Source organism: Shewanella sp. 10N.286.48.B5, from assembly GCF_002874355.2.
Lineage (GTDB): Bacteria > Pseudomonadota > Gammaproteobacteria > Enterobacterales > Shewanellaceae > Shewanella.
In genome coordinates, this window is sequence record NZ_MCVG02000002.1 from 198303 (window position 1) to 219465 (window position 21163).

Consider the following 21163-nt stretch of genomic DNA (forward strand, 5'->3'; position numbering starts at 1 on the left):
AAAAAAACCAGCATTTCTGCTGGTTTTTTTATTGGTTAGTCATAAACCTTTAAATCGTCATAAACCTTTAAATAGCCGTTAAGCAGTTTTCACTTTCCAGTTAACCGTTTCGCCGGCAAAGAATGGCACGATTGGATTCTGATTTGGCAAGATAATTTGCTCAGGAACAACCCACTGTTCTTTAACTAATGTCACTGTACCAGTATTGCGCGGCAAGCCATAAAAGTCGGCACCATGTAAGCTGGCAAAACCTTCTAACTTATCTAACGCACCTAAGTCATCAAATACTTGGGCATAAAGCTCTAGTGCAGACCATGCGCTGTAACAACCCGCACAACCACAGGCTGATTCTTTACGGTGCTTTTCATGGGGCGCAGAATCTGTGCCTAAAAAGAACTTACTTGAACCCGTTGCAACAGCCGCTTGCAATGCTTGCTGATGAATATTGCGCTTAAGTACTGGTAAGCAGAAGTTATGTGGGCGTACGCCGCCAACTAATAAGTCATTACGGTTTAGCAATAAATGCTGCGGGGTAATGGTTGCGGCAATATTGTTTGGGGCGCTCGCGACAAACTCAGCCGCATCTTTAGTGGTAATATGCTCAAACACCACTTTAAGATTTGGCATAGCTTCAACAATGCGCGCCATATAACGATCGATAAAGATTTTTTCGCGGTCAAAAATATCAATGTGTGATTCAGTCACTTCACCATGAACTAGCAATAACATGCCTTGTTCGGCCATCACTTCAAAGATAGGAAATAATGCATCTAATGCTTTTACTGCAGCATCAGAGTTAGTGGTGGCTCCTGCTGGATATAATTTTGCTGCCACAACGCCCGCCGCTTTGGCATCAATAATGTCTTGAGCGCTGGTGTTATTGGTTAAAAACAAAGTCATTAACGGCTCAAAACTGCTACCAGCAGGACGCGCCGCTAAAATGCGCTCACGGTAAGCTGACACCATAGCTGCATCGGTAACAGGCGGTACTAGGTTAGGCATCACAATCGCACGTTGGAATAAACGCGCAGTGGCAGGTACGGTTTCAGCTAGCATATCTCCATCACGGAAATGTAAGTGCCAATCGTCCGGCGTAGTAATTGTCAGTTGCGTCATTGTGAGCCCTTAATATCAATAGCAATAATTTGGCGCTATTGTGCCTGAAAAGGGCTTTTTTTGATAGGTGCTAAACTTAAACGCTGACTTTGCTACAGCAAAAAATATAGCGGCAATTACAATGATAAATTGCCGCGCAAAACGGGGAAATAGCCCCAACAAGCAGCACATCCAACTGAGGTTAAGCTGTCGTTTCAACTCAAGTGCATTAGCAAGTATGATAACCACTCAGCATTAGTCGCCACGGCATAATCAATAAAAAACTAACAAGGACATGTTTGTGATCAAATCCATTCCCCTATTCTTAGGGCAGCAGCTAAAACACACTACGGCCATATCATCAGCGATGCTGGTATCCCTTAGCGTAAATGCGCTGCCGATAGAAAAGATTAAGCTACCACCCAATTTTACTATCGAGGTGTATGCCGATAATGTCGAAAACGCCCGTCAAATGGCGTTAGGCGATAACGGCACCTTGTTTGTCGGTAGCCGCCGCGCGGGCAACCTCTATGCGCTAATTGATAGCAATAATGACATGAAAGCTGACAAACAAATTGTATTAGCCAAGGACTTATTTATGCCATCAGGCATCGCTTTTCATGATGGCAGTTTGTATGTGGCTGAAGTGGATAAAATCTGGCGCTATAGTGATATCGAAAAACACTTACCTAATGTGCCAAAACCTGAGCTGGTTTACGATAAGTTGCCCAATAAAGCGCATCACGGCTGGAAGTTCATCAAATTTGGCCCAGATGGCAAATTATATATCCCAGTGGGTGCGCCCTGTAATGTCTGCGAAAGCGAACTGCCTTTTGCATCGATTTTAAAGCTCGATGTAGAGACTAAACAAACCACTATCGTCGCCAAAGGTGTGCGTAACAGTGTCGGTTTTGACTTTCACTCTGAAACCGGTGAGTTATGGTTTACCGATAATGGCCGCGACATGATGGGCGATGATTTACCTGATGACGAGCTTAATCATGTCACCCAAGTTGGCCAACACTTTGGTTTCCCTTATGTGCATAACGCTGACATCGCCGATCCTGAATTTTCTAATAACGAATTAGCCAAGTTAAATACCCCACCCGTGTTAAACCTCGGCGCCCATGTGGCAGCATTAGGCATGGAGTTTTACCAAGGCGAGCAGTTTCCTGAAAGCTATAAAGGGAATATTTTTATCGCCCAACATGGTTCATGGAATCGCAGCAGCAAGGTCGGCTATCGCATAATGCAAGTGACGTTAGACGGCAATAAAGTAAGTGATTACCAACCGTTTGCCACCGGCTGGCTGCAGGGTGAACAAAGTTGGGGCAGACCTGTCGCGGTGCTCACCATGGCAGATGGTTCGCTACTGGTTTCTGATGATGCCGCTAATGCGGTTTATCGGATTAGTTATTCTGAAAACTAATCTGGTTCATTTTTTTTCCAAACTTCGTTTGGATTAATGTCATGGATGACTCTATTGATTTCGATCAATTTGAGTCACTGTATTTCCAAACTTCGTTTGGATTAACGTCATGGATGGCTCTATTGATTTCGATTAATTTGAGTCACTGTATTTCCAAACTTCGTTTGGATTAACGTCGTGGGTTTTCCACCCACACCCGAGCAAAAGGGAGTGGACGGCAACTCCCTCTTGCATCACCCTCGCCGCTCCGGCGAAATTTAAACAGCAAAATTTCCAACGGAGAATCATCCAGCTTTTAACTTCGTTTGTAGGCTGCTTCGGTAATCTTCAAAAATCACTAACGCATTCGATGGGGCGTCCCTTCCCCTCGAAAGCTAGCCAGACATCCATGTCTGGACTCACGTAATTTTCTTGCTTACCTCAATTCAAATTGAACATTCAGATAAGAGCAAAAACACCAAAAGCACCAAAAGCTATATTGTTTCTAATTTTAACCTAGTTAAGCCAAACGAACCTGCAGGCACAATAATCTCCGTTGGAAGTGTCCGAATGCGTTGAGCTAATTTGCGTGATGGAGGCAGGACGCCGACATAGCCTCAGTTGAGCCAGGGATGGCGAATCTGAGGCGATAGCAAATTCGCTCATTTAGCATGAGGGTCAACACTTCGCCGGAGCGGCAAGGGATGTCGAGAAGGGAAATGCTGTTGTTTCCCTTTCGTCGGGTGTGGGCGAAGCGCCACGACTTTTAAACCACAAACCTCGATAGCATCGATAAATAATATGATGTAAGTTAATAAATTAATTATATAAAGCGTAAAAATAAAATTATATAGGTTTTGTTTACTCTGCCCCATAATTGTTAGAGGTACAAATGAGCTTTGAAGATTTGGCTAAACACATAGTTGAGCAAGAACTAAACCTTAAAGTTTCAGTTCATGATGATGGTTCTGAGAATGGAATGTACGATCTTCGAATTGGAACAAATGAAAATATTTCTTATGCAATTGAATGCGTTGGAGCGGTTGATAGGATAGCCATTGAAACATGGAATATTGGTCCAGCTAAAGGCCCAATAAAAGTTAAATCACATGGCAACTGGGCAATATCAGTTAAGAACACTGCAAATATTAATTTTCTTAAATCTCAAATAGCTGAAATTATCAGGATTTGTGAAGAATTAAGCCTTACCGATTTTACACCTGTTGATTGGGAATTACGTGAATTCAATGCTGAATTATTCAAATTAGTGTCTGCTGTAAAAATAACAAGTTTTCATAGATATGAAACTAAGGGCTCTGGAGATGTCCATATAACACTCGACGGTGGCGGAGGACCTATTAATCAAAGTGGAGATGAACTTGTTGATTGGATCGAATTATTTTTGAAAGATAGCTCACAAACTGATGTTATCATTAAGCTTTCTAAAGTAATTGCAATAGAAAAACATGCTTTCATTCCGATAGTTCAAGGTGGAGCCCCTTGGAATGTTGAGTCATATTTTTTATCGAGTATGATCGCCCCAAAAAAACAACCTAACCTACCAAAGGGTATCAGTGGTGTTTGGGTTATTTCCCATAGTAAGGGGATTAGATACTCCCAAGGGAAATGGCATACTTTTGATTGCTAAAATACATAAAACCACCCACAAAAAAACCAGCCACTTTTCCAAGTAGACTGGTTTTTTAATAGTGATTATTAAGCCAACGGCTTAACCAACAATTACCCTTGTGGGCGCATCGCTGGGAACAAGATCACGTCACGAATAGTGTGTGTGTTAGTGAATAACATCACTAAACGATCGATACCAATACCTTGACCTGCAGTTGGTGGTAAACCGTGCTCTAGTGCGCGAATATAATCGGCATCGTAGAACATCGCTTCATCGTCACCGGCATCTTTAGCATCAACTTGTGCTTTAAAGCGATTGTCTTGATCTTGTGCATCGTTAAGCTCAGAGAAACCGTTAGCCACTTCACGGCCGCCAATGAAGAACTCGAAACGGTCGGTGATGAAATGGTTGTCGTCGTTACGACGTGCAAGTGGTGAAATGTCAGCTGGGTAACCAGTAATGAACGTAGGTTGCATTAACTGAGGCTCAGCGGTTTCACCAAAGATTTCTTCAAGTAGTTGACCACAAGTCCAGAACTTCTCGATTGTCATGCCAAGGCTCTTAGCCAAGTCACGCATGAACTCAACGTCTTTAACTTCTTCGTAAGTCATAGACTGAATGGTTGCGTTGTCAGGGTTGTATTTTTTGATAGCGTCTAACATGCTTAAACGTGCATATGGGCCACCAAAATCAACAGTATGCTCACCGTATGGTAGCTTGGTAGAACCACAAAGCTCAGTAGCGATCGAACTTAGCATTTCTTCAGTAAGATCCATTAGATCTTTGTAATCAGCGTACGCCATATAGAATTCCATCATAGTGAATTCTGGGTTATGACGAGGCGATAAGCCTTCGTTACGGAAGTTACGGTTAACTTCAAATACTCGCTCAAAACCACCAACCACTAGACGCTTAAGGTATAGCTCTGGTGCGATACGCAAGTACATCGCCATATCAAGTGCATTGTGGTGCGTTTCAAAAGGACGCGCGCTAGCGCCACCAGGAATGCTGTGCATCATTGGGGTTTCAACTTCCATGAACTCTTTTTTGATCATGAAGTTACGGATAGCTGAAACCACTTTAGAACGCATAATAAATGCATTACGTGACTCTTCGTTAACGATTAAGTCAACGTAACGTTGACGGTAACGCGTTTCTTGGTCTGATAAACCGTGGAACTTTTCAGGCAGTGGACGCAATGCTTTAGTGAGCAATTGGTACTGCTCCATGTTCACATATAAATCGCCTTTACCAGAAAGGTGTAACTTACCGGTCACACCGATGATGTCACCAATGTCTAAACCTTGGAATGTGGCTTTAAGATCTTTTTGAACATCTTTACCCGCGTAGGCTTGAATGCGACCAGATACATCTTGGATTACCAAGAATGGGCCACGTTTAGCCATAATACGCCCAGCAATTGAACGGTTAACGTCCATGCCTTCAAGCTCTTCTTTAGTGAAGTGACCATATTCAGCTTGAATATCGGCAGCTTTGTGTTTGCGATCGAAGTTATTTGGGTGACCATTTGCAGGGCAGTTTTCGCGGATGTGATCTAGTTTCGCGCGACGTTCTGCAATTAACTTGTTTTCGTCTTGGGTTTGTTCAGTCATCTTCTTCTCTCGTTAAAGGCCAGATTTAAGGCTAGCTTCAATAAACTTGTCCAAGTCGCCATCTAAGACGCTTTGGGTATTTCGGTTTTCAACACCGGTACGTAAATCTTTAATACGGGCATCATCAAGCACGTATGAACGGATTTGGCTGCCCCAACCAATATCTGATTTGGCATCTTCCGCGGCTTGCTTATCAGCGTTCTGTTTGAGCATTTCTAACTCGTACAGTTTCGCTTTTAATTGTTTCATTGCAGCGTCACGGTTCTTATGTTGCGAACGGTCATTTTGACACTGCACCACAGTATTAGTGGGTAAATGGGTAATACGTATTGCTGATTCGGTTTTGTTGACGTGCTGACCACCTGCACCTGAGGCGCGGTAGGTATCAATACGTAAATCAGATGGATTGATATCAATCTCAATTGAATCGTCAATTTCTGGGTAAACGAATACCGAACAGAAAGAAGTATGACGCTTACCTGACGAATCAAACGGTGACTTACGCACTAAACGGTGAACACCGGTTTCTGTACGCAGCGAACCAAAGGCATATTCACCATTAAACTTGATGGTTGCGCCTTTAATACCAGCGACATCGCCGTCGGTGACTTCCATTAGTTCAGGTTTGTAATCGTGGGCTTCACCCCAACGTAAATACATACGCAGTACCATATTGGCCCAATCTTGTGCCTCGGTACCACCAGAACCTGATTGAATGTCTAAGTAGCAGTCTGCAGCATCATGTGGGCCCGAGAACATACGGCGGAATTCAAGTTCTTCCAAACGTTTCTCAAGATCATCTAATTCTGTGCTGGCATCGTTAAAGGTTTCTTCATCATCTTCTTCGATGGCAAGTTCAACCAGTCCTTCAATATCTTCAAGGCCGCTATCCATATCGTCAATCGTTTTCACGACGGCTTCTAGGGCGCTGCGCTCTTTACCTAGGGCTTGGGCATTATCTGGATCATTCCAAACTTCCGCACTTTCGAGCTCTCTACTGACTTCTTCTAAACGCTCACTTTTGGCAGCGTAGTCAAAGATACCCCCGAAGAAGTTCGGTGCGGTCAGCGAGTTCCTTGATTTTGAATTTAACTGGATTTACTTCAAACATGAATTTTCTACTTAATTTAGCGGTAAACAATACAATTAACCGCGCATTTTACCCCATGACTGCGACTAAACCTAGCGCTCAGAGGCGATTATTAACAAACATTAGTGGAATTGTTGATAACCAGGAAAAAACCGCCCATCAGCAAGCTGAACCACAAGCTGTGTTATTGGCTAAAAATGTCAGCAAATAGCCCAAAACCATGGCATTACTATAGCTAAAAATGGTTCATCAAGCCGCTGACTGGTAATGTAACCGGCTTAGAATTAATTGCTAAAAAAACGTTAACCTGCGACATAATCGGGCCTTTTATTCAGCACATCTACAACAATCTCTTTCAAATCTGCACGTTACTCCCCTTAGCTTTAAACTTTTATCAGCACTCGAATATGGCAGCGATCAACTACCAATAGCACCAAGATCAATTTAACCCCAAATTTGCGACCTAATCCCACTTAAAGCTAGAGCGAAACAGATTAAGTCACAAAACCACACTCAAGCGTGATGGCGGTTACAAAAGCTTATTCCACTTACTCAGCTTGATTCTGTTCATCTAAAAATAGGTATATTTTGTAGAGCTAATAAAGGGCGAAAATTTAGCCTGTAATAACCCCTACAAGGCCTAGTGATGATTACTCTCAAAATAGATGGCATTGCGTTAACTGTCAGTGCTGATAAAAATATTCTTCAAGCCGCTCGCGATGGCGGGATAAACATTCCTAGCTTATGCGATCCTGCAAACGGCAATACCCAGCACAGCGATGGTAAACACAGTCATGGCAAACAAGCCTGTAATCTTTGTGTGGTTGATATCAAAAATCACGATGGCAGCTGCCGCAAAGTAAAAGCCTGTGAAACCCCTGTTGCCAGTGACATGCACATTACCACTCAAACCGCTGAGTTAAGCAAGTTACGCCAAGCAGCGTTAACCACTATTTTGTCTGATCACTTTGCTGACTGTGAAGCGCCCTGTCAGCAAGCCTGCCCTGCAGGGGTGGATATTCAAAGTTACCTGTTTCATATCGCCCAAGGTAATCACACCGAAGCGGTAAAAGTCATTAAGCAAACCTTACCTTTGCCGCTGTCTATTGGCCGTGTTTGCCCGGCCTTTTGTGAAGCCGAATGTCGCCGTGGCTTGGTTGATGAGCCAGTGGCTATTAGACAATTAAAGCGCCACGCCGCCGATTTAGACCTTGCCGATGAGCACAGCTATCAAATTGAAAAGCTGCCAGCTACTGGTAAAAAAGTCGCCATTATTGGTAGTGGCCCTGCTGGTTTAAGCGCCGGTTACTTTTTATCAAACCAAGGCCATCAGGTGCGCATTTTTGAGTCTATGCCCAAAGCGGGCGGCTGGCTGCGCTATGGCATTCCTGAGTATCGCTTACCTAAAGATATTCTTGATAAAGAAATTGATTTACTTAGCCAAAATGGCCTAGACATTGTCACTAATACCCGCCTTGGTGAAGATGTTCATCTAAAACAACTTACCGATGATTACGATGCTGTGTGTTTAGCCATTGGCGCCCAAAAAGCAGTGGCGATGAACTACCCGGGCAGTGATTTAACAGGCTGTTACTTAGGGGTCGATTACTTACGAGATTACTGCACCGAGCAAAGCTATCAAATCGGTCATAAAGTCGCGGTGATTGGCGGCGGTAATACTGCCATTGATTGCGCCCGCACCGCTGTGCGCGCAGGCCATGATGTCACCTTAATTTATCGCCGTACCCGTGCTGATATGCCCGCTGAGCCTTATGAAATTCATGAAGCTGAAGTTGAAGGGGTTAAGTTTCACTTTTTAACTAATCCGCTTAACAATATCGCTAATGAAGACGGCCAAGTCAGCGCCATTGAACTGGCGAAAATGGCCTTGGGCGAACCTGATGCATCAGGGCGGCGCTCACCAAAAGCCACTGGCGAAAGCTTTATTGAAGCCTTTGATACTGTCATTGCTGCGGTGTCGCAAACCCCAGATATGAGCTTTATGGAAGATCCAGCCAGTCACCTCACCACAGGTGAACTGGCGCTAACTCGCTGGAATACTTTTATCGGCTGTGAGCACACTATGTCTGCAGGGGTTGATAAACTGTTTGTAATTGGTGACTCTCGCCGCGGCCCAGCGACAGCAGTAGCGGCCATTGGTGATGGCCGTAAAGCCGCTGTAGCCATTAATAAATTGCTACACGAGGGGCTCAATTGCGACTTAACCCCAAAACCATTTAATGCAACGAAAGCGCCTAAAACCGCTGAATTATCAGCCGAGTTATACCCCCGCATTGCAGCAAAACCTCGCTACAAAATGGCTGAGCTTAGCGCCATTGAGCGTCAGCTAAATTTCAATGAAGTGGAGTTAGGCTATGCGCCCGATGAAGCAATGCAAGAAGCCGCCCGCTGTTTAGAGTGTGCTTGTCAGGCCAATACCGATTGTAAATTACGTGATTATGCCACTGAGTATCATGTGCAAGCGGAGCAATTAGACAGCACCAATGCGCGCCAATTTGCGGTGGATAAAACCAGCCCGTTTATTCAGTTTGATGCCAACCGCTGTATTAGCTGCGGCAAATGCGTCGATATTTGTGGTCAGCAAAGTGGTCACAATGCCATTAAGTTCACTAAAGACAGCTTCCAAGCATTACCGAATCAATTAACCGATGAGCGCCAAGCACCTCGGGTTGGCTTTAGTGCCAGCATGGCCGACAGTGATTGTGTGCAATGTGGTAACTGCGTGCAAGTGTGCCCAACTGGTGCGCTAGTTGATGCCCGTGATAAACGCCAAGGCGATGAAGAGCAGTTAACGACCACTTCGACCATTTGTACTTACTGTGGTGTGGGTTGTCGTATCGAAGTCAGCGTGTCACCGACCACAGGCAAAATTTGCCATGTTGAAGGCAGTAAACACTCTGATGTTAACGATGGCATGTTGTGCGTTAAGGGCCGTTTTGGGTTTGACTTTATTCAAAGCGAGCAACGCTTAACCACACCGCTTATTCGTAAAATGGGCGAGCTGATCCCCTGCAGTTGGGATGAAGCGCTAGATACCATCGCCGATAATTTTGCCAAGGTTAAAGCTGAAGCAGGCGCTGATGCCATTGCCACTTTAGCCTCAGCCAAAGCCACCAATGAAGATAACTACCTCATTCAAAAGTTTGTTCGCAGCGTATTAGGCACCAATAATATCGACCATTGTGCCCGTTTGTGTCATGCCAGTACTGTGTCAGCCCTGCAACTCAGTTTGGGTAGCGGCGCAATGACCAATGATATTCCGGGGATCAAAGAGTCTGACTTAATCTTTATCTTAGGCTCAGATACCTGCAATGCGCACCCGATAATTGCCTCAAGAATTAAACAAGCGATTCGCTCCCATGGCGCCCGCTTGATCATTGCCGACCCAAAACGTGTCTCCATTGCTGATGATGCCTGTTTATACGTAGCGCAAAAGCCCGGCTCTGATGTGGTGCTGCTCAATGCGATTATGGCTGAGATCATTCGTCATGATTGGCATGACAAAGACTATATCAACGCCCATACCCAAGGCTTTGATGCAGTGATGCAAGAAGTGCTTAAGCCTGAATATCAGTTGCAAAATGCCACCAAGATTTGTGGGGTTAGCGCTGAGGATATTGCCCAAATGGCGCGTTATATTGGCACAGCGGAGAAAACCGCAGTCTACTACGCTATGGGCATAACCCAGCACACCTCAGGCCATGACAATGTCACTGCTATCGCTAACCTGCAAATGCTCTGTGGCAATTTAGGTAAAGTGGGTGCTGGCATTAATCCACTGCGTGGCCAAAGTAATGTCCAAGGTGCGTGTGATATGGGCGCGCTGCCAAATTACTACACTGGCTATCAGCGGGTTGATAACCCTGTGGTGCGTGAGAAATTTGAGCAGCAGTGGCAAACGCCGCTGTCAGCCACCGAGGGCTTAACGGCCACTGAAGTGATGCATGCCATTACCGAAGATAAAGTTAAAGCCTTATACGTTATGGGCGAAAACCCTGTGCTGAGCGACCCAGATCAAGCCCATGTGCTTGAAGCTTTGGAGAAGCTGCCGTGTTTAGTGGTGCAAGATATCTTCTTAACTGAAACCGCCAAGTATGCAGATGTGGTGCTACCTGCGGCATCATTTGCTGAAAAACAGGGCCACTTTACCAATACAGAGCGCCGAGTGCAGCGCCTAGAAGCAGTATTAACCCCGCCGGGACAAGCCCGCGCTGACTGGCAAATCATTCAAGATATTGCCAATAAACTGGGCGCTAACTGGCACTACGCTAACGAGCAAGCGATCACTAACGAGATCAATCAAGTGACCCCGCAATATCAAGGGATCACTTGGGATCGTTTAAGTGCTGATAAACATGGCACGCCAAGTAAAGGGCTGCAGTGGCCTTGCCGTGATGAGCAACATAGGGGAACGCCCGTGCTGCATCAGGAGCAGCCCATTAAAGGCAAAGGTATATTCACCGCCGTGAGCTATCGCGCCCCAGCCGAATCTACCTGTGATGAGTATCCATTGGTATTGTCTACAGGTCGCTTATTAGAGCAGTTTCACACCGGTACCTTAAGCCGAAAAACCAGCGGTTTAGATACTTTAGGTACCCCAAGAGTGATGATGTCGGTGTTTGATGCTGAGCGTCTTGGGGTGAGTAATGGCGATAATTTAAAACTGAGTTCACGCCGCGGCGAAATTGAAATTGCCGCCTTTGTCACTAAGCGAGCGCAAGCGGGCGTTTTATTCTTACCGTTCCACTTTGCTGAAGCGGCGGCGAATAAGTTAACCAATAACGCCGTCGATCCGGTGGCCAAAATACCTGAGTTTAAAGTCTGCGCCGTTAAAGCGGAGTTAGCCACAGCGGTGTAATTTCACGCTTAACTGAAGTAAAACTGACGTAAAAACTGATAAAAAAGGCAAGCTTAGGTATATCACCAAGCTTGCCTTTTTTTATCGCGATATCGTATTTAGTTAAAGCACGGCTAACAAAGCCCCTGTCGCGGCAAACCCTGCTACTAACAAAACAATGTTGGGCTTAAAGATTTTCAGCACGCCAAAGCCTAATAACACCAATGCCATATCAATAGGTAATAGCACCGCTGAGGTAAACACTGGCGAATAAAGTGCGGCAAACAATAACCCCACCACTGCGGCATTCACTCCAGCAATAGCACCTGATATAACCGGTCGCTCACTGATAGCATGCCAGCTTTTTAACCCCACCAGCATCAGTAAAAATCCCGGTACAAAAATGGCAATGGTCGCCACAATCGCGCCTAAAATGGGTTGCTCCAACCATAAATCGGCCCCTAAAAAGGTCGCCAAGGTGAACATAGGCCCAGGAATCGCCTGCGCTAGTGCATAACCGGTTAGAAATCGATCTGGGCTTACCAGCTCACCGACATTGGCTTCCAGTAGTGGCAGCACCACATGACCGCCGCCAAACACTAAGCTGCCCACCTGATAAAATTGTGCAAATACTTGGCCTAGGGTGCCAGTTTGATTAATAAAGTAAAACGTCGACACTATGCCAATGATAAATAATGCTAACCAGCCATAGTTAAGCTTAATGGGGCTATTTTCTGGGGTAATATTTTCGCCTTTGGTGAGCAATACCACGCCCATTATCGCCGCCAGCAATAATACGATAATTTGGGTCAGCATTGAGGGGAGTAACATCAAGCAAGCTGCGGTAAGCAACATAATAACCCGGGCGGTTTTTCGCTGACAAAATTGGCTAAACATTCCCAATGTCGCATCAGCAACGACCACTACTGCCAGCAGTTTTAAGCCGTGGATTATGCCGACAACCGCATCGGCTTCAAGCCACTTGGCACTGGTTATGGCGAGTAAGAACAGCAATATAAAAGACGGTAAGGTAAAACCCAAAAACGCAGCAATTGCGCCCGCTAAGCCGCCGCGATGATAACCAATAGCAAAGCCAACCTGACTCGACCCCGGCCCTGGCATAAACTGGCTTAGCGCCACAAAACTGCCATAGCGTTTTTCATCGAGCCAATTAAGCTCGCTAACAAAGGTCTGCCTAAAATAACCAATATGCGCTGCGGGGCCGCCAAAACTGACTAAACCTAAGGCTAAAAAGCGGGTAAATATTTGCCACATAAGCTGTCCAATTCCGTTTAGAGATAAGCTGGCGATAGCATCACTGGCTTAAGTTTAAATAATGAGGTTTAAATAATTAGTTTTAAATAATAAGAGTTTGATACGAGATCATTAATACCAGCTTGCTATCAACCCCGTCACTAGATTAATTATATGACGCTTTGGTGTCGTTTTTATGACAGCGTACTTTTTCTGACCGCACAGTTTGATGACAATAGGCTCGATAGCTCATTGAGTCTAGTTAGGCTTGTAATTGCGCTAACACTTTCTCGCTGAGTAACTTTAATTGCTGTAATTCATCTGCGCTGCCACCGACTTTACAGCGCATCAATTGTGGAATTTGGCTCGCTTGCCGTTTTAAAGCCAGTCCTTGGGGCGTTAACTGTAATACCCTAACCCGCTCGTCTTCTTTACTGCGATCTCGGATAACCAGTTGCTTTGTTTCCAGTCTTTTTAGTAACGGTGTTAAGGTGCCTGAGTCCAAATGTAATTTTTCACCTAAGGTTTTAACGCTAATCCCGGGCTCTTTCCACAGCACCATCATCACTAAATATTGCGGATAGGTTAGTGATAGTTCATCAAGTAGTGGCCGATAAGCGCGCACGACCGCATTGGTGGCACTATAAAGCGCAAAACATACTTGGTTTTCTAATGCCAATGCATCAAACTTTTCACTCATAATCATTCCTTAAATCCTAGTCACAGGCTTACTTTCTCGCAAAATTCTAATATCTATGGCGCTCAGTATTTGATGTGCAGCTTAATCACAACTACTGCATAGCCAAAGCGATTATCAGTTTATCACACTTAAATTGCGCACAATACAATATACTGATAGACCATTAGCCATTACTGCGCTGATACAGATTAATACAAAAATATTATCTACCTTTCCTTATTTTGGCCGATAAATCATTAACCCATTTAGGTTTCGCTAATTAGAGTAATAATATTATGGCACTTTCCATCAATGCTCCATCATCAATGCCGACCAATATCGATTCAGGTAGTAGCCTCAAAGTTGCTGTAATTGCAAAAGATCAGCAAAAAATTGAAGGTGAAATGGCCCTTCAATTAATTGAAGCCGCGCTGCCACCACCGGTTGGTAACTCAGGCCATAACATTAATATCAAAGCCTAAAGCTGTTACTGCTGAGTTGAGCTGTTGGATTAAGCTCATGATCGATTAAGCTAAATTAGCCAGATAGGTTATGATTTATTTTTAAGCACCTTTAAAAATAGGATTGTCTATCATGGCTATAAGAGCATTACTGTTATTGCTGAGTTACTGCGCGAGCACTCAGGCCATTGCACTGAGTGATCATGAGGTATTAGCTAATACTCAAGCCACTGAAGCTGATAAGTTAGCGCCTGCTTTTGATTGCCAGCAAGCAAGTGGCGAAGTGGAGCAGCTTATTTGCCAAGATAGTCAATTGGCACAGCTTGATATACAGCTCAATCAAGTGTTCAAAAAGTCAATTTCCCAGCTAGGCGCAGATGCTGATTTAGATGTAGATGCATTAGCGCAACTTAAAGCTTTTCAGCGAGGCTGGATAAAAGGCCGTAATGAGTGTTGGAAGGCTGACGATATTAAACAGTGCGTGATTTACGCCTATACTTCACGGCTAACCGAATTACAGATCGCCGCTGCGGTATTTGACGTACCTAAGGCGGTACAATATCAATGTGATCCCCCATCGAACAACAATCTGATGAGTATTAGGGTTTATTTTTATAACCAAACTGCGATACCTGCAGCAATATTGAACCTAAGCTTAGCTCCAACTGCTGATCCAATTGCAGATTCAAGAGCTGTCACGGTAGCGCAGCAAAATCCGCTATTAACATTACTGACGCTAAGTGCATCTGGGGCGAAATACCAAGGGCAGAATGTTAGTTTCTGGACTCACCAGCAACAAGCCGTGCTAAGCCAATTTGGGCAAGCGGATATAGATTGCCGAGTAAAATAGGATAAAAGTCCAATAAAAAAACCATGCTAAAAAGCATGGTTTATTGTTTACTAACGCTAAGTACTAAGCGCTAGCGGTTTAGATTAGTTTAAAATGCTGTAGCCGCGATTTGCCATGCAGTTACGCACTACTGTTTCTTTCTCTGCTTCGTAATTGGCTTCATTGGCTCTTCTATCTTTCGCGCCACCTAGCAAGCCTACAGCAACACCAATACCGGCGCCGGTTTTAGCACCATGTGAACCACTACCACCAGCAATGGCACTGCCCGCTGCGCCTACTGCCGCACCTTTAAGACCACTACTAATGGCACCACGAGATTCAGTATTTTTATGAACTTGCTGTGACATTTCTTGGCATTGATATTGATCGAAAACAAAATCTTTTTCATTCACGCCCGTTTTATCATAAATAATATTCGCGCTAGCTGAAAATGCTAAAAAAGAAAGCGAAACCAGTAATAATTTTTTCATATAAACCTCAAGCGATAATCAACTTATGGACGTATCCTACCTAAAGCATAATGTAAAAACGGAATATCGCATTTTTAAAATGGAATAATGCTAATTTACTACTGGCTAACTAAAACTTAACTTTCAGAAGTTAAGCTAATTTACTGCTTTCATAGCTATGACACATTTGCTGCGCTTGCAGCTCATCGTATTCGCGTAAACCGCTTAACACTAGGGTTTTGATACCTGAGCCTATGACTTTACCTGCGCTTTTTAAGGCAAACTGCAAGGTCACATCACCGCGTTTGCCATTGATTTGCATATCCTGCTCAACCAATTCAAGGCTCATATCAGTGAAATCGAAAGTATCTAATTGAAAAGACATACTTTCATAAATAACCAAAGGTCTGGCTGGGTTAATCATCATGCCGTACTGTTTCATCATCGGCACGAGTACATGAATAAAATTAAGCCCAGAAAACGCCACATAACTTTTGATGAATGCCGCTTTTTGTACATCACATTGACAAAGCGCCCCTTCACGTTCGATATGCAGGTATTCTTTGCCTTTGTTGTCACAAATACTAAATTGTTCACCGGCTTGCTGATCCAGAATTAACTCAACGCCATCACCGACCATGCCAGCAAACTTAAACTTCATTTTTTTGCTCAAGCCGAACTCTGTAAGCACTAAAGCAAACAGTAAGTCACCAGGAACACAGAAGCGTTTAGCGCCAACATTATGAATAGGATTAAAGTCTTCAGCGACGTGCTTGGCGAAATTGCTCGCTTGCAAAGCAGAAATAAACACACTTTGGTCTTGCTTAGCGTAATAAGGTGACAAAAACATATACATCCATTCTTATTCGTTAAAGATATCCATCTCTTATTGAGTTGGGTTTATTGTGAATCGAGTTTACAGCAAAAATTCACATAAACTCAGCCGATGACTTAATCGCTGTCACGACTGCAGCACTATGCTCTTACCTCACTATTTGTGAAGCGAACCACATCATACTAATCCAACTCCAACATTTGAGTTAACATTATTAACTCAAATGTTGATTTTAGTAATTAATTAAGTAAACTCCATCACAATACAGATACAAATGATAACAATTACCATTTTCATTATATTTGCAATTCGCCTTTGGAGATTTACATGACTCAACACAGCCTTCGAATTAGTCTTTTAGCCACTGCCCTATTCAGCGCTTTTTCAGCATCTGCTGCCGATACAGATCCTGCAACCAATGCCACCATGGAGCAAATCTCAATTTTTGGCAGTGCCAATCCGGTTAATAATGTTCCCGGTAGTGCTCATGTTATCGGTGACGCTGAAATTGAAAACTTCAAATACACCGACATTATGCGCACCCTAGCGTCTGTGCCTGGGGTGTATCTGCAAGAAGAAGATGGTTATGGCTTACGTCCAAATATTGGTATGCGTGGCACGGGTCAAAATCGTTCTGAAAAAATCACCATTATGGAAGACGGAGTATTAGCGGCGCCTGCGCCTTATGCTTCTCCTGCGGCTTACTACTTTCCAACCTCTGGTAGAATGCAAACCGTTGAGATCATGAAAGGCGGCTCGACCCTTAAATACGGCCCTCGCACCACTGGTGGTATTATCAATATGCTTTCTCGTCAAATCCCAGTGGAAGAACTGGCTGGCGGTATTGATGTGGCCGCAGGACAAGACGGCTTTGCTAAAGTACATGCCCATGCAGGCGGTCAAGGCGAACGCGTTGGCGCGGTAGCAGAAATTTACCGTTATCAAGCTGATGGCTTTCGCGACATTAATGGTGTTGGTGGTGATACTGGTTTTGTGAAAAACGATGCCTTAGCGAAAATCAGTATTGATAGTAGCGACGATGCCAAGTATCAGCAACGCCTTGAATTAAAATTAAAGTACTCAGATGAAGTGTCTAACGAAACTTACATGGGCTTAACTGAAGATGATTATAACGCTTCACCTTATATGCGTTACTCTGCCTCTCAAAAAGATGAAATGAGCACTGATCACAAGCAAATTCAGTTAAACCATATCATCGACTTTAGCTCGACTGTATCACTTGCGACCACGGCTTATTACAATAATTTTGCCCGTAACTGGTACAAGACCTCGAAAGTTGATGGCGAAAGCTTAGGCAGTGGCGGTATTAAAAAAGCGGCTGAATTTGATCAAGATCCAACGTCAATGTCACCAATGGATGTGCAAGTTAAAGCCAATAATCGAGAGTATTTATCCCAAGGGATTCAAACTGAACTGAACTGGTTACTCGGCGATCATGATTTAGCCATTGGCGCGCGTTTTCACGAAGATGAAATGGATCGCTTTCAGTGGGTTGATACCTATGAATTAGGGGCTAACCAAGTAATGTCACTGACCAATAGCGGCGTTCCTGGCACTGACTCTAACCGTATTGATAGCGCTGAAGCGTTTGCTTTTTACGTTCAAGATAAAATGACCTTTGGCGATTTAGCCATTACTGCCGGTCTGCGTTATGAAGATGTCACTACTCAGCGTCGTGATTGGGGTAAAACTAACGTCGGCCGTGAAGGTGCACCAGATGAAGATATCAGCAACAGCTTTGATGTGGTTTTACCTTCAGTTGCAGCAACTTACCAAATAACCGATAACTTAATTGTGCTCGCAGGCATTCAGCAAGGTTTTGCCCCTAGCGCCCCCGGTAATGATGACGGTAAAGAAGAAAAAAGCTGGAACTATGAAGCAGGTGTTCGTTACAACACTGGTGCATTAAACTCTGAAGCTATCGCCTTTTACAGTGATTACAGCAATATGCATGGTAACTGCACCGCGGCTCAAGGTTGTGATGATGACAATATCGGTAATCAATACAATGCTGGTGAAGTTGAAGTCAGTGGCATTGAACTAAGTTTAGGTTATGAATTTAATCAAACAGGCGAGATTAGTTTCCCGGTAAAAATGGCTTACACCTTCAGCAATGCTGAATTCCAAAACGCATTCATCTCTGACTTTGAGTCATGGGGCGACGTTGAAAAAGGTGATGAACTGCCTTATTTACCTGATAACCAACTGTTCTTATCTGCAGGCGTTCAAGCACAAGCATGGCAAGTCACTATTGCAGGTCGTTATACCTCTGATATGCGCACCGTCGCCGATCAAGGTGGTATCCCTGCAGAAGAATTAATTGCCAATAAAACCGTTGTGGATTTATCGGCTCGTTACTTCATTAATGATGCATCTGAAGTCTACTTAACCGTTGATAACTTATTGGATGAAACCTATATGACCACCCGCATTCATGGTTCTATCTTTGCTGGTAAGCCGCAAACGGCAACACTCGGTTATCACTATAAGTTTTAATCGCTTAGGTTAAGATTTAGCTAAGCTTTAGTTAAGCGATATAAACTTAAGCCAAAGGTAAGCTCGCTAAATACCGACACAATAAAAATGGCTACTCAAACGAGTAGCCATTTTTTATTCTGCCTAATTAATCATTGAGATTATAAAGCTGACTCAGCTGAGTGTTAATTGATGATTTTTTGCCACCAAGACAAGGGCTCACCACAGTTTGCAGCAGGCTTGTAGCTGTCACGTGTGGCAGGCAGCGCCATCACATTGTCACAATCGGCTTGTTTTGCCACGCCAGTGTCTTTATCAAAATAACCTTGGGTTATGCCATCTGCCGGCGTCATTCTTAAACCTAACGGCGGACGCTGCTTTAAAAATGCTTGGTACACTGCCATTGCGCCGCTTGAGCCATATAAACCCGTTTTACTGTTATCGTCTTGACCAACCCAAATAGCTGCCACGTTACGCTCATCAAAGCCTGCAAACCAAGAGTCACGACTATCGTTACTGGTACCTGTTTTACCCGCTAAGGCCACATTGGGGAAGGCTTGCCCTAACCTTTTAGCCGTACCAGTTTGCACCACTTGATTCATGGCATATTGCACTAAATAGTCCGTTTGCGGTTCAAGGCCTTGGCTGGCGCTAACACGAGTAACCTTAAGCGGTTCGTTATTAGTATCTAATACTGCGGTGATAGAGGTTAACGGTCGATAACGGCCATTATTGGCAATGGTTTGATAAGCCTGCGCCACCATATAAGGTGAGCCATTAATGGCCCCTAACAACATTGATGGATAGCGAGGTATAGCATCGGACCAACCCGCATTAGCCATGGTTTTAGCGACATTATCAACGCCTAATTCAATACCAATATTCACCGTTGGTACATTCATTGAGTTTTTAAATGCATCTAATAATGGCACCTGTTGACGGAATTTTCGATCCACATTTTGTGGCGACCAGGTTTTACCTTGACCATTTTGTAAGGTGATCGGTTTGTCAGCTATTGGGGTCGCCAAATTATATTTACTGCCTTGTTGCAATGCAGTGGCATACACAAATGGTTTCACTAACGAGCCAATCGGGCGGCGAATTTCCACTGCGCGGTTAAAGCCGTCAAAGCTTGGCACTCTATCCCCTACCATGGCGGCAATGCCATCGGTGTATTTGTCAGTTACCACCATCCCTACTTGCACGTTTTTAGTGCGTTCATCCAGTGACTTCATGGTGCTTAATACGGCTTTTTCGGCGGCATCTTGAGCCATAGGATCTAAGGTGGTGTATACCTTGACCCCTGATTGCTGCAGTAAGCTATCACCATAACGCGTTCGTAACTCTTGTTTTACCACCGCAAAGAAAGCTGGCAGTTTTTGATGTACTGATTTATTAAAATCACGCAGCCCGAGTGGTGATTCTACCGCCGCTTTGTATTGCTCAACGGTTAAGCGATCATCTTCCATCAGTAATCGCAGCACCAAGTCGCGGCGATTTTGCGCCCGCTCAGGTGAGCGCCAAGGGTTGTAGTATGATGGCCCTTTAATGGCGGCAATTAAAAAGGCTTGTTGGGATACTGTTAGCTCCGCGATAGGACGGCCGAAGTAAAACTGCGACGCCAAGCCCATACCATGAACGCCACGCGCCTTGTCTTGCCCCATATACACTTCATTTAAATAAGCCTCGAGTATCTCTTCTTTGCTGTATCGAAAATCAATGATGATCGCCATTAAGGCTTCACGGATTTTACGCACAATTGAGCGCTCACTGGTTAAAAAGAAGTTTTTGGCTAATTGCTGAGTTAAGGTTGAACCACCTTGAACTGTGCGCCCGGCGGTCACATTGACGATAGCGGCGCGGAGAATGGCAAATGGATTAACCCCATGATGCTGATAAAAACTGCGATCTTCGACCAAAATCAGGGCATCGACAATAGCTTGGGGCATTTCTGTGGTAGGCACAAATAATCGGTCTTCAGCGCCAGAAGCCAAAATGCGATCCAGCAATACTGGCTCTAAATGGAATACTGCTAATTGACGCTTATCACTCATGCGCTGCACTGAGTTGACCCCTTGAGAGTCAAATGAAATCATCACCCGCTGAGCTGCTTGATCGCCTTCTGGGTGTAAAAATGGTCGACGCCAAAGCTCAATTTTACTACTAGATGCTGAAAACTCGCCCACTTGACGAGGGGTGGCCACTTTACGATAGCCAAGCAGTTTTAGCTCCGCCATTAGCTGCGGATGGTTTATGGCTGCGCCGGGATAAATGGCCATTGAACGGCTAAACACTTGTGCGGGTAAGTGCCATTTTTGCCCTTCAAATTTACGGGCAATAATTTGATCTAAATAGATGCCGTAAGAGCTCACCACCACGATGCCAATCAAGCCGAGTTTCCAGCCGATTGACCACAGTTTTTTCCACATTGACGGCTTAGCTTTA

General features: G+C 44.4%; 14 protein-coding genes. 6 read left to right on the forward strand and 8 right to left on the reverse strand.

The window, feature by feature from the left end; genetic code table 11:
- Positions 1-78: 78 nt before the first annotated feature.
- A complete protein-coding gene (gene pyrC / locus BCU57_RS15700) occupies positions 79-1116 on the reverse strand; it encodes a dihydroorotase (protein ID WP_102440253.1) in 1038 nt (345 codons plus the stop codon).
- A gap of 346 nt (positions 1117-1462) precedes the next feature.
- Here pyrC and BCU57_RS15705 point away from each other — a divergent pair, with 346 nt between their 5' ends.
- Both BCU57_RS15705 and BCU57_RS15710 read left to right on the forward strand, forming a co-directional pair.
- Positions 1463-2524, forward strand: coding sequence for a PQQ-dependent sugar dehydrogenase (locus tag BCU57_RS15705; protein ID WP_102440269.1), 1062 nt, complete (start codon positions 1463-1465; stop codon positions 2522-2524).
- Between the two features lie 871 nt (positions 2525-3395).
- The gene (locus tag BCU57_RS15710) at positions 3396-4151 is read left to right on the forward strand and encodes a hypothetical protein (protein ID WP_102435748.1); all 756 of its coding nucleotides are present in this window, start codon (positions 3396-3398) and stop codon (positions 4149-4151) included.
- Between the two features lie 92 nt (positions 4152-4243).
- On the opposite strand, the gene lysS is transcribed toward BCU57_RS15710, so the two are convergent.
- The gene (gene lysS, locus BCU57_RS15715; protein ID WP_102435746.1) at positions 4244-5746 is read right to left on the reverse strand and encodes a lysine--tRNA ligase; all 1503 of its coding nucleotides are present in this window, start codon (positions 5744-5746) and stop codon (positions 4244-4246) included.
- Positions 5747-5758: 12 nt separating this feature from the next.
- Positions 5759-6857, reverse strand: a protein-coding gene (gene prfB / locus BCU57_RS15720) for a peptide chain release factor 2 (RefSeq protein ID WP_198589352.1) whose coding sequence is annotated in 2 segments (ribosomal slippage) — positions 5759-6781 and positions 6783-6857 — 1098 coding nt in all. Because the reading frame shifts where the segments join, the coding sequence is not laid out codon by codon here.
- A gap of 625 nt (positions 6858-7482) precedes the next feature.
- Between prfB and fdhF the strand changes: the two genes are divergently transcribed.
- A complete protein-coding gene (gene fdhF / locus BCU57_RS15725; protein WP_102435740.1) occupies positions 7483-11715 on the forward strand; it encodes a formate dehydrogenase subunit alpha in 4233 nt (1410 codons plus the stop codon).
- Positions 11716-11817: 102 nt separating this feature from the next.
- On the opposite strand, the gene chrA is transcribed toward fdhF, so the two are convergent.
- Together chrA and BCU57_RS15735 are read right to left on the reverse strand one after the other, a co-directional pair.
- On the reverse strand, positions 11818-12969 hold the full coding sequence (gene chrA / locus BCU57_RS15730; RefSeq protein WP_102435738.1) for a chromate efflux transporter: 1152 nt from the start codon (positions 12967-12969) through the stop codon (positions 11818-11820).
- A 241-nt stretch (positions 12970-13210) separates the two neighbouring features.
- The gene (locus tag BCU57_RS15735; RefSeq protein ID WP_102435736.1) at positions 13211-13654 is read right to left on the reverse strand and encodes a MarR family winged helix-turn-helix transcriptional regulator; all 444 of its coding nucleotides are present in this window, start codon (positions 13652-13654) and stop codon (positions 13211-13213) included.
- 269 nt (positions 13655-13923) lie between these two features.
- Here BCU57_RS15735 and BCU57_RS15740 point away from each other — a divergent pair, with 269 nt between their 5' ends.
- Positions 13924-14109, forward strand: coding sequence for a cytoplasmic protein (locus BCU57_RS15740; protein ID WP_076543161.1), 186 nt, complete (start codon positions 13924-13926; stop codon positions 14107-14109).
- A 112-nt stretch (positions 14110-14221) separates the two neighbouring features.
- A complete protein-coding gene (locus tag BCU57_RS15745; protein WP_102435734.1) occupies positions 14222-14938 on the forward strand; it encodes an MliC family protein in 717 nt (238 codons plus the stop codon).
- Between the two features lie 83 nt (positions 14939-15021).
- On the opposite strand, the gene BCU57_RS15750 is transcribed toward BCU57_RS15745, so the two are convergent.
- Both BCU57_RS15750 and BCU57_RS15755 read right to left on the reverse strand, forming a co-directional pair.
- Entirely contained in the window at positions 15022-15408 is a 387-nt protein-coding gene (locus tag BCU57_RS15750; RefSeq protein ID WP_076543163.1) for an RNA polymerase subunit sigma, read from the reverse strand.
- Between the two features lie 130 nt (positions 15409-15538).
- Entirely contained in the window at positions 15539-16237 is a 699-nt protein-coding gene (locus BCU57_RS15755; RefSeq protein WP_102435732.1) for a DUF3581 domain-containing protein, read from the reverse strand.
- Between the two features lie 312 nt (positions 16238-16549).
- Between BCU57_RS15755 and BCU57_RS15760 the strand changes: the two genes are divergently transcribed.
- Positions 16550-18739 carry a TonB-dependent receptor family protein gene (locus BCU57_RS15760; protein WP_102435730.1) on the forward strand — a complete coding sequence of 730 codons (2190 nt, stop codon included), beginning with the start codon at positions 16550-16552 and terminating at the stop codon, positions 18737-18739.
- Between the two features lie 164 nt (positions 18740-18903).
- Here BCU57_RS15760 and mrcB read toward each other — a convergent pair whose 3' ends face one another.
- A complete protein-coding gene (gene mrcB, locus BCU57_RS15765; protein ID WP_102435754.1) occupies positions 18904-21147 on the reverse strand; it encodes a penicillin-binding protein 1B in 2244 nt (747 codons plus the stop codon).
- Positions 21148-21163: the final 16 nt, after the last annotated feature.

What these genes read in the sequence shown, in the direction of transcription:
- chrA (WP_102435738.1), bottom strand. Translation starts at nt 12,969, where the DNA reads ATGTGGCAAATATTTACCCGCTTTTTAGCCTTAGGTTTAGTCAGTTTT.
- BCU57_RS15760 (WP_102435730.1), top strand. Translation starts at nt 16,550, where the DNA reads ATGACTCAACACAGCCTTCGAATTAGTCTTTTAGCCACTGCCCTATTC.
- BCU57_RS15710 (WP_102435748.1), top strand. Translation starts at nt 3,396, where the DNA reads ATGAGCTTTGAAGATTTGGCTAAACACATAGTTGAGCAAGAACTAAAC.
- pyrC (WP_102440253.1), bottom strand. Translation starts at nt 1,116, where the DNA reads ATGACGCAACTGACAATTACTACGCCGGACGATTGGCACTTACATTTC.
- mrcB (WP_102435754.1), bottom strand. Translation starts at nt 21,147, where the DNA reads ATGTGGAAAAAACTGTGGTCAATCGGCTGGAAACTCGGCTTGATTGGC.
- BCU57_RS15755 (WP_102435732.1), bottom strand. Translation starts at nt 16,237, where the DNA reads ATGTTTTTGTCACCTTATTACGCTAAGCAAGACCAAAGTGTGTTTATT.
- BCU57_RS15705 (WP_102440269.1), top strand. Translation starts at nt 1,463, where the DNA reads ATGCTGGTATCCCTTAGCGTAAATGCGCTGCCGATAGAAAAGATTAAG.
- lysS (WP_102435746.1), bottom strand. Translation starts at nt 5,746, where the DNA reads ATGACTGAACAAACCCAAGACGAAAACAAGTTAATTGCAGAACGTCGC.
- BCU57_RS15735 (WP_102435736.1), bottom strand. Translation starts at nt 13,654, where the DNA reads ATGATTATGAGTGAAAAGTTTGATGCATTGGCATTAGAAAACCAAGTA.
- BCU57_RS15745 (WP_102435734.1), top strand. Translation starts at nt 14,222, where the DNA reads ATGGCTATAAGAGCATTACTGTTATTGCTGAGTTACTGCGCGAGCACT.
- BCU57_RS15750 (WP_076543163.1), bottom strand. Translation starts at nt 15,408, where the DNA reads ATGAAAAAATTATTACTGGTTTCGCTTTCTTTTTTAGCATTTTCAGCT.
- fdhF (WP_102435740.1), top strand. Translation starts at nt 7,483, where the DNA reads ATGATTACTCTCAAAATAGATGGCATTGCGTTAACTGTCAGTGCTGAT.
- BCU57_RS15740 (WP_076543161.1), top strand. Translation starts at nt 13,924, where the DNA reads ATGGCACTTTCCATCAATGCTCCATCATCAATGCCGACCAATATCGAT.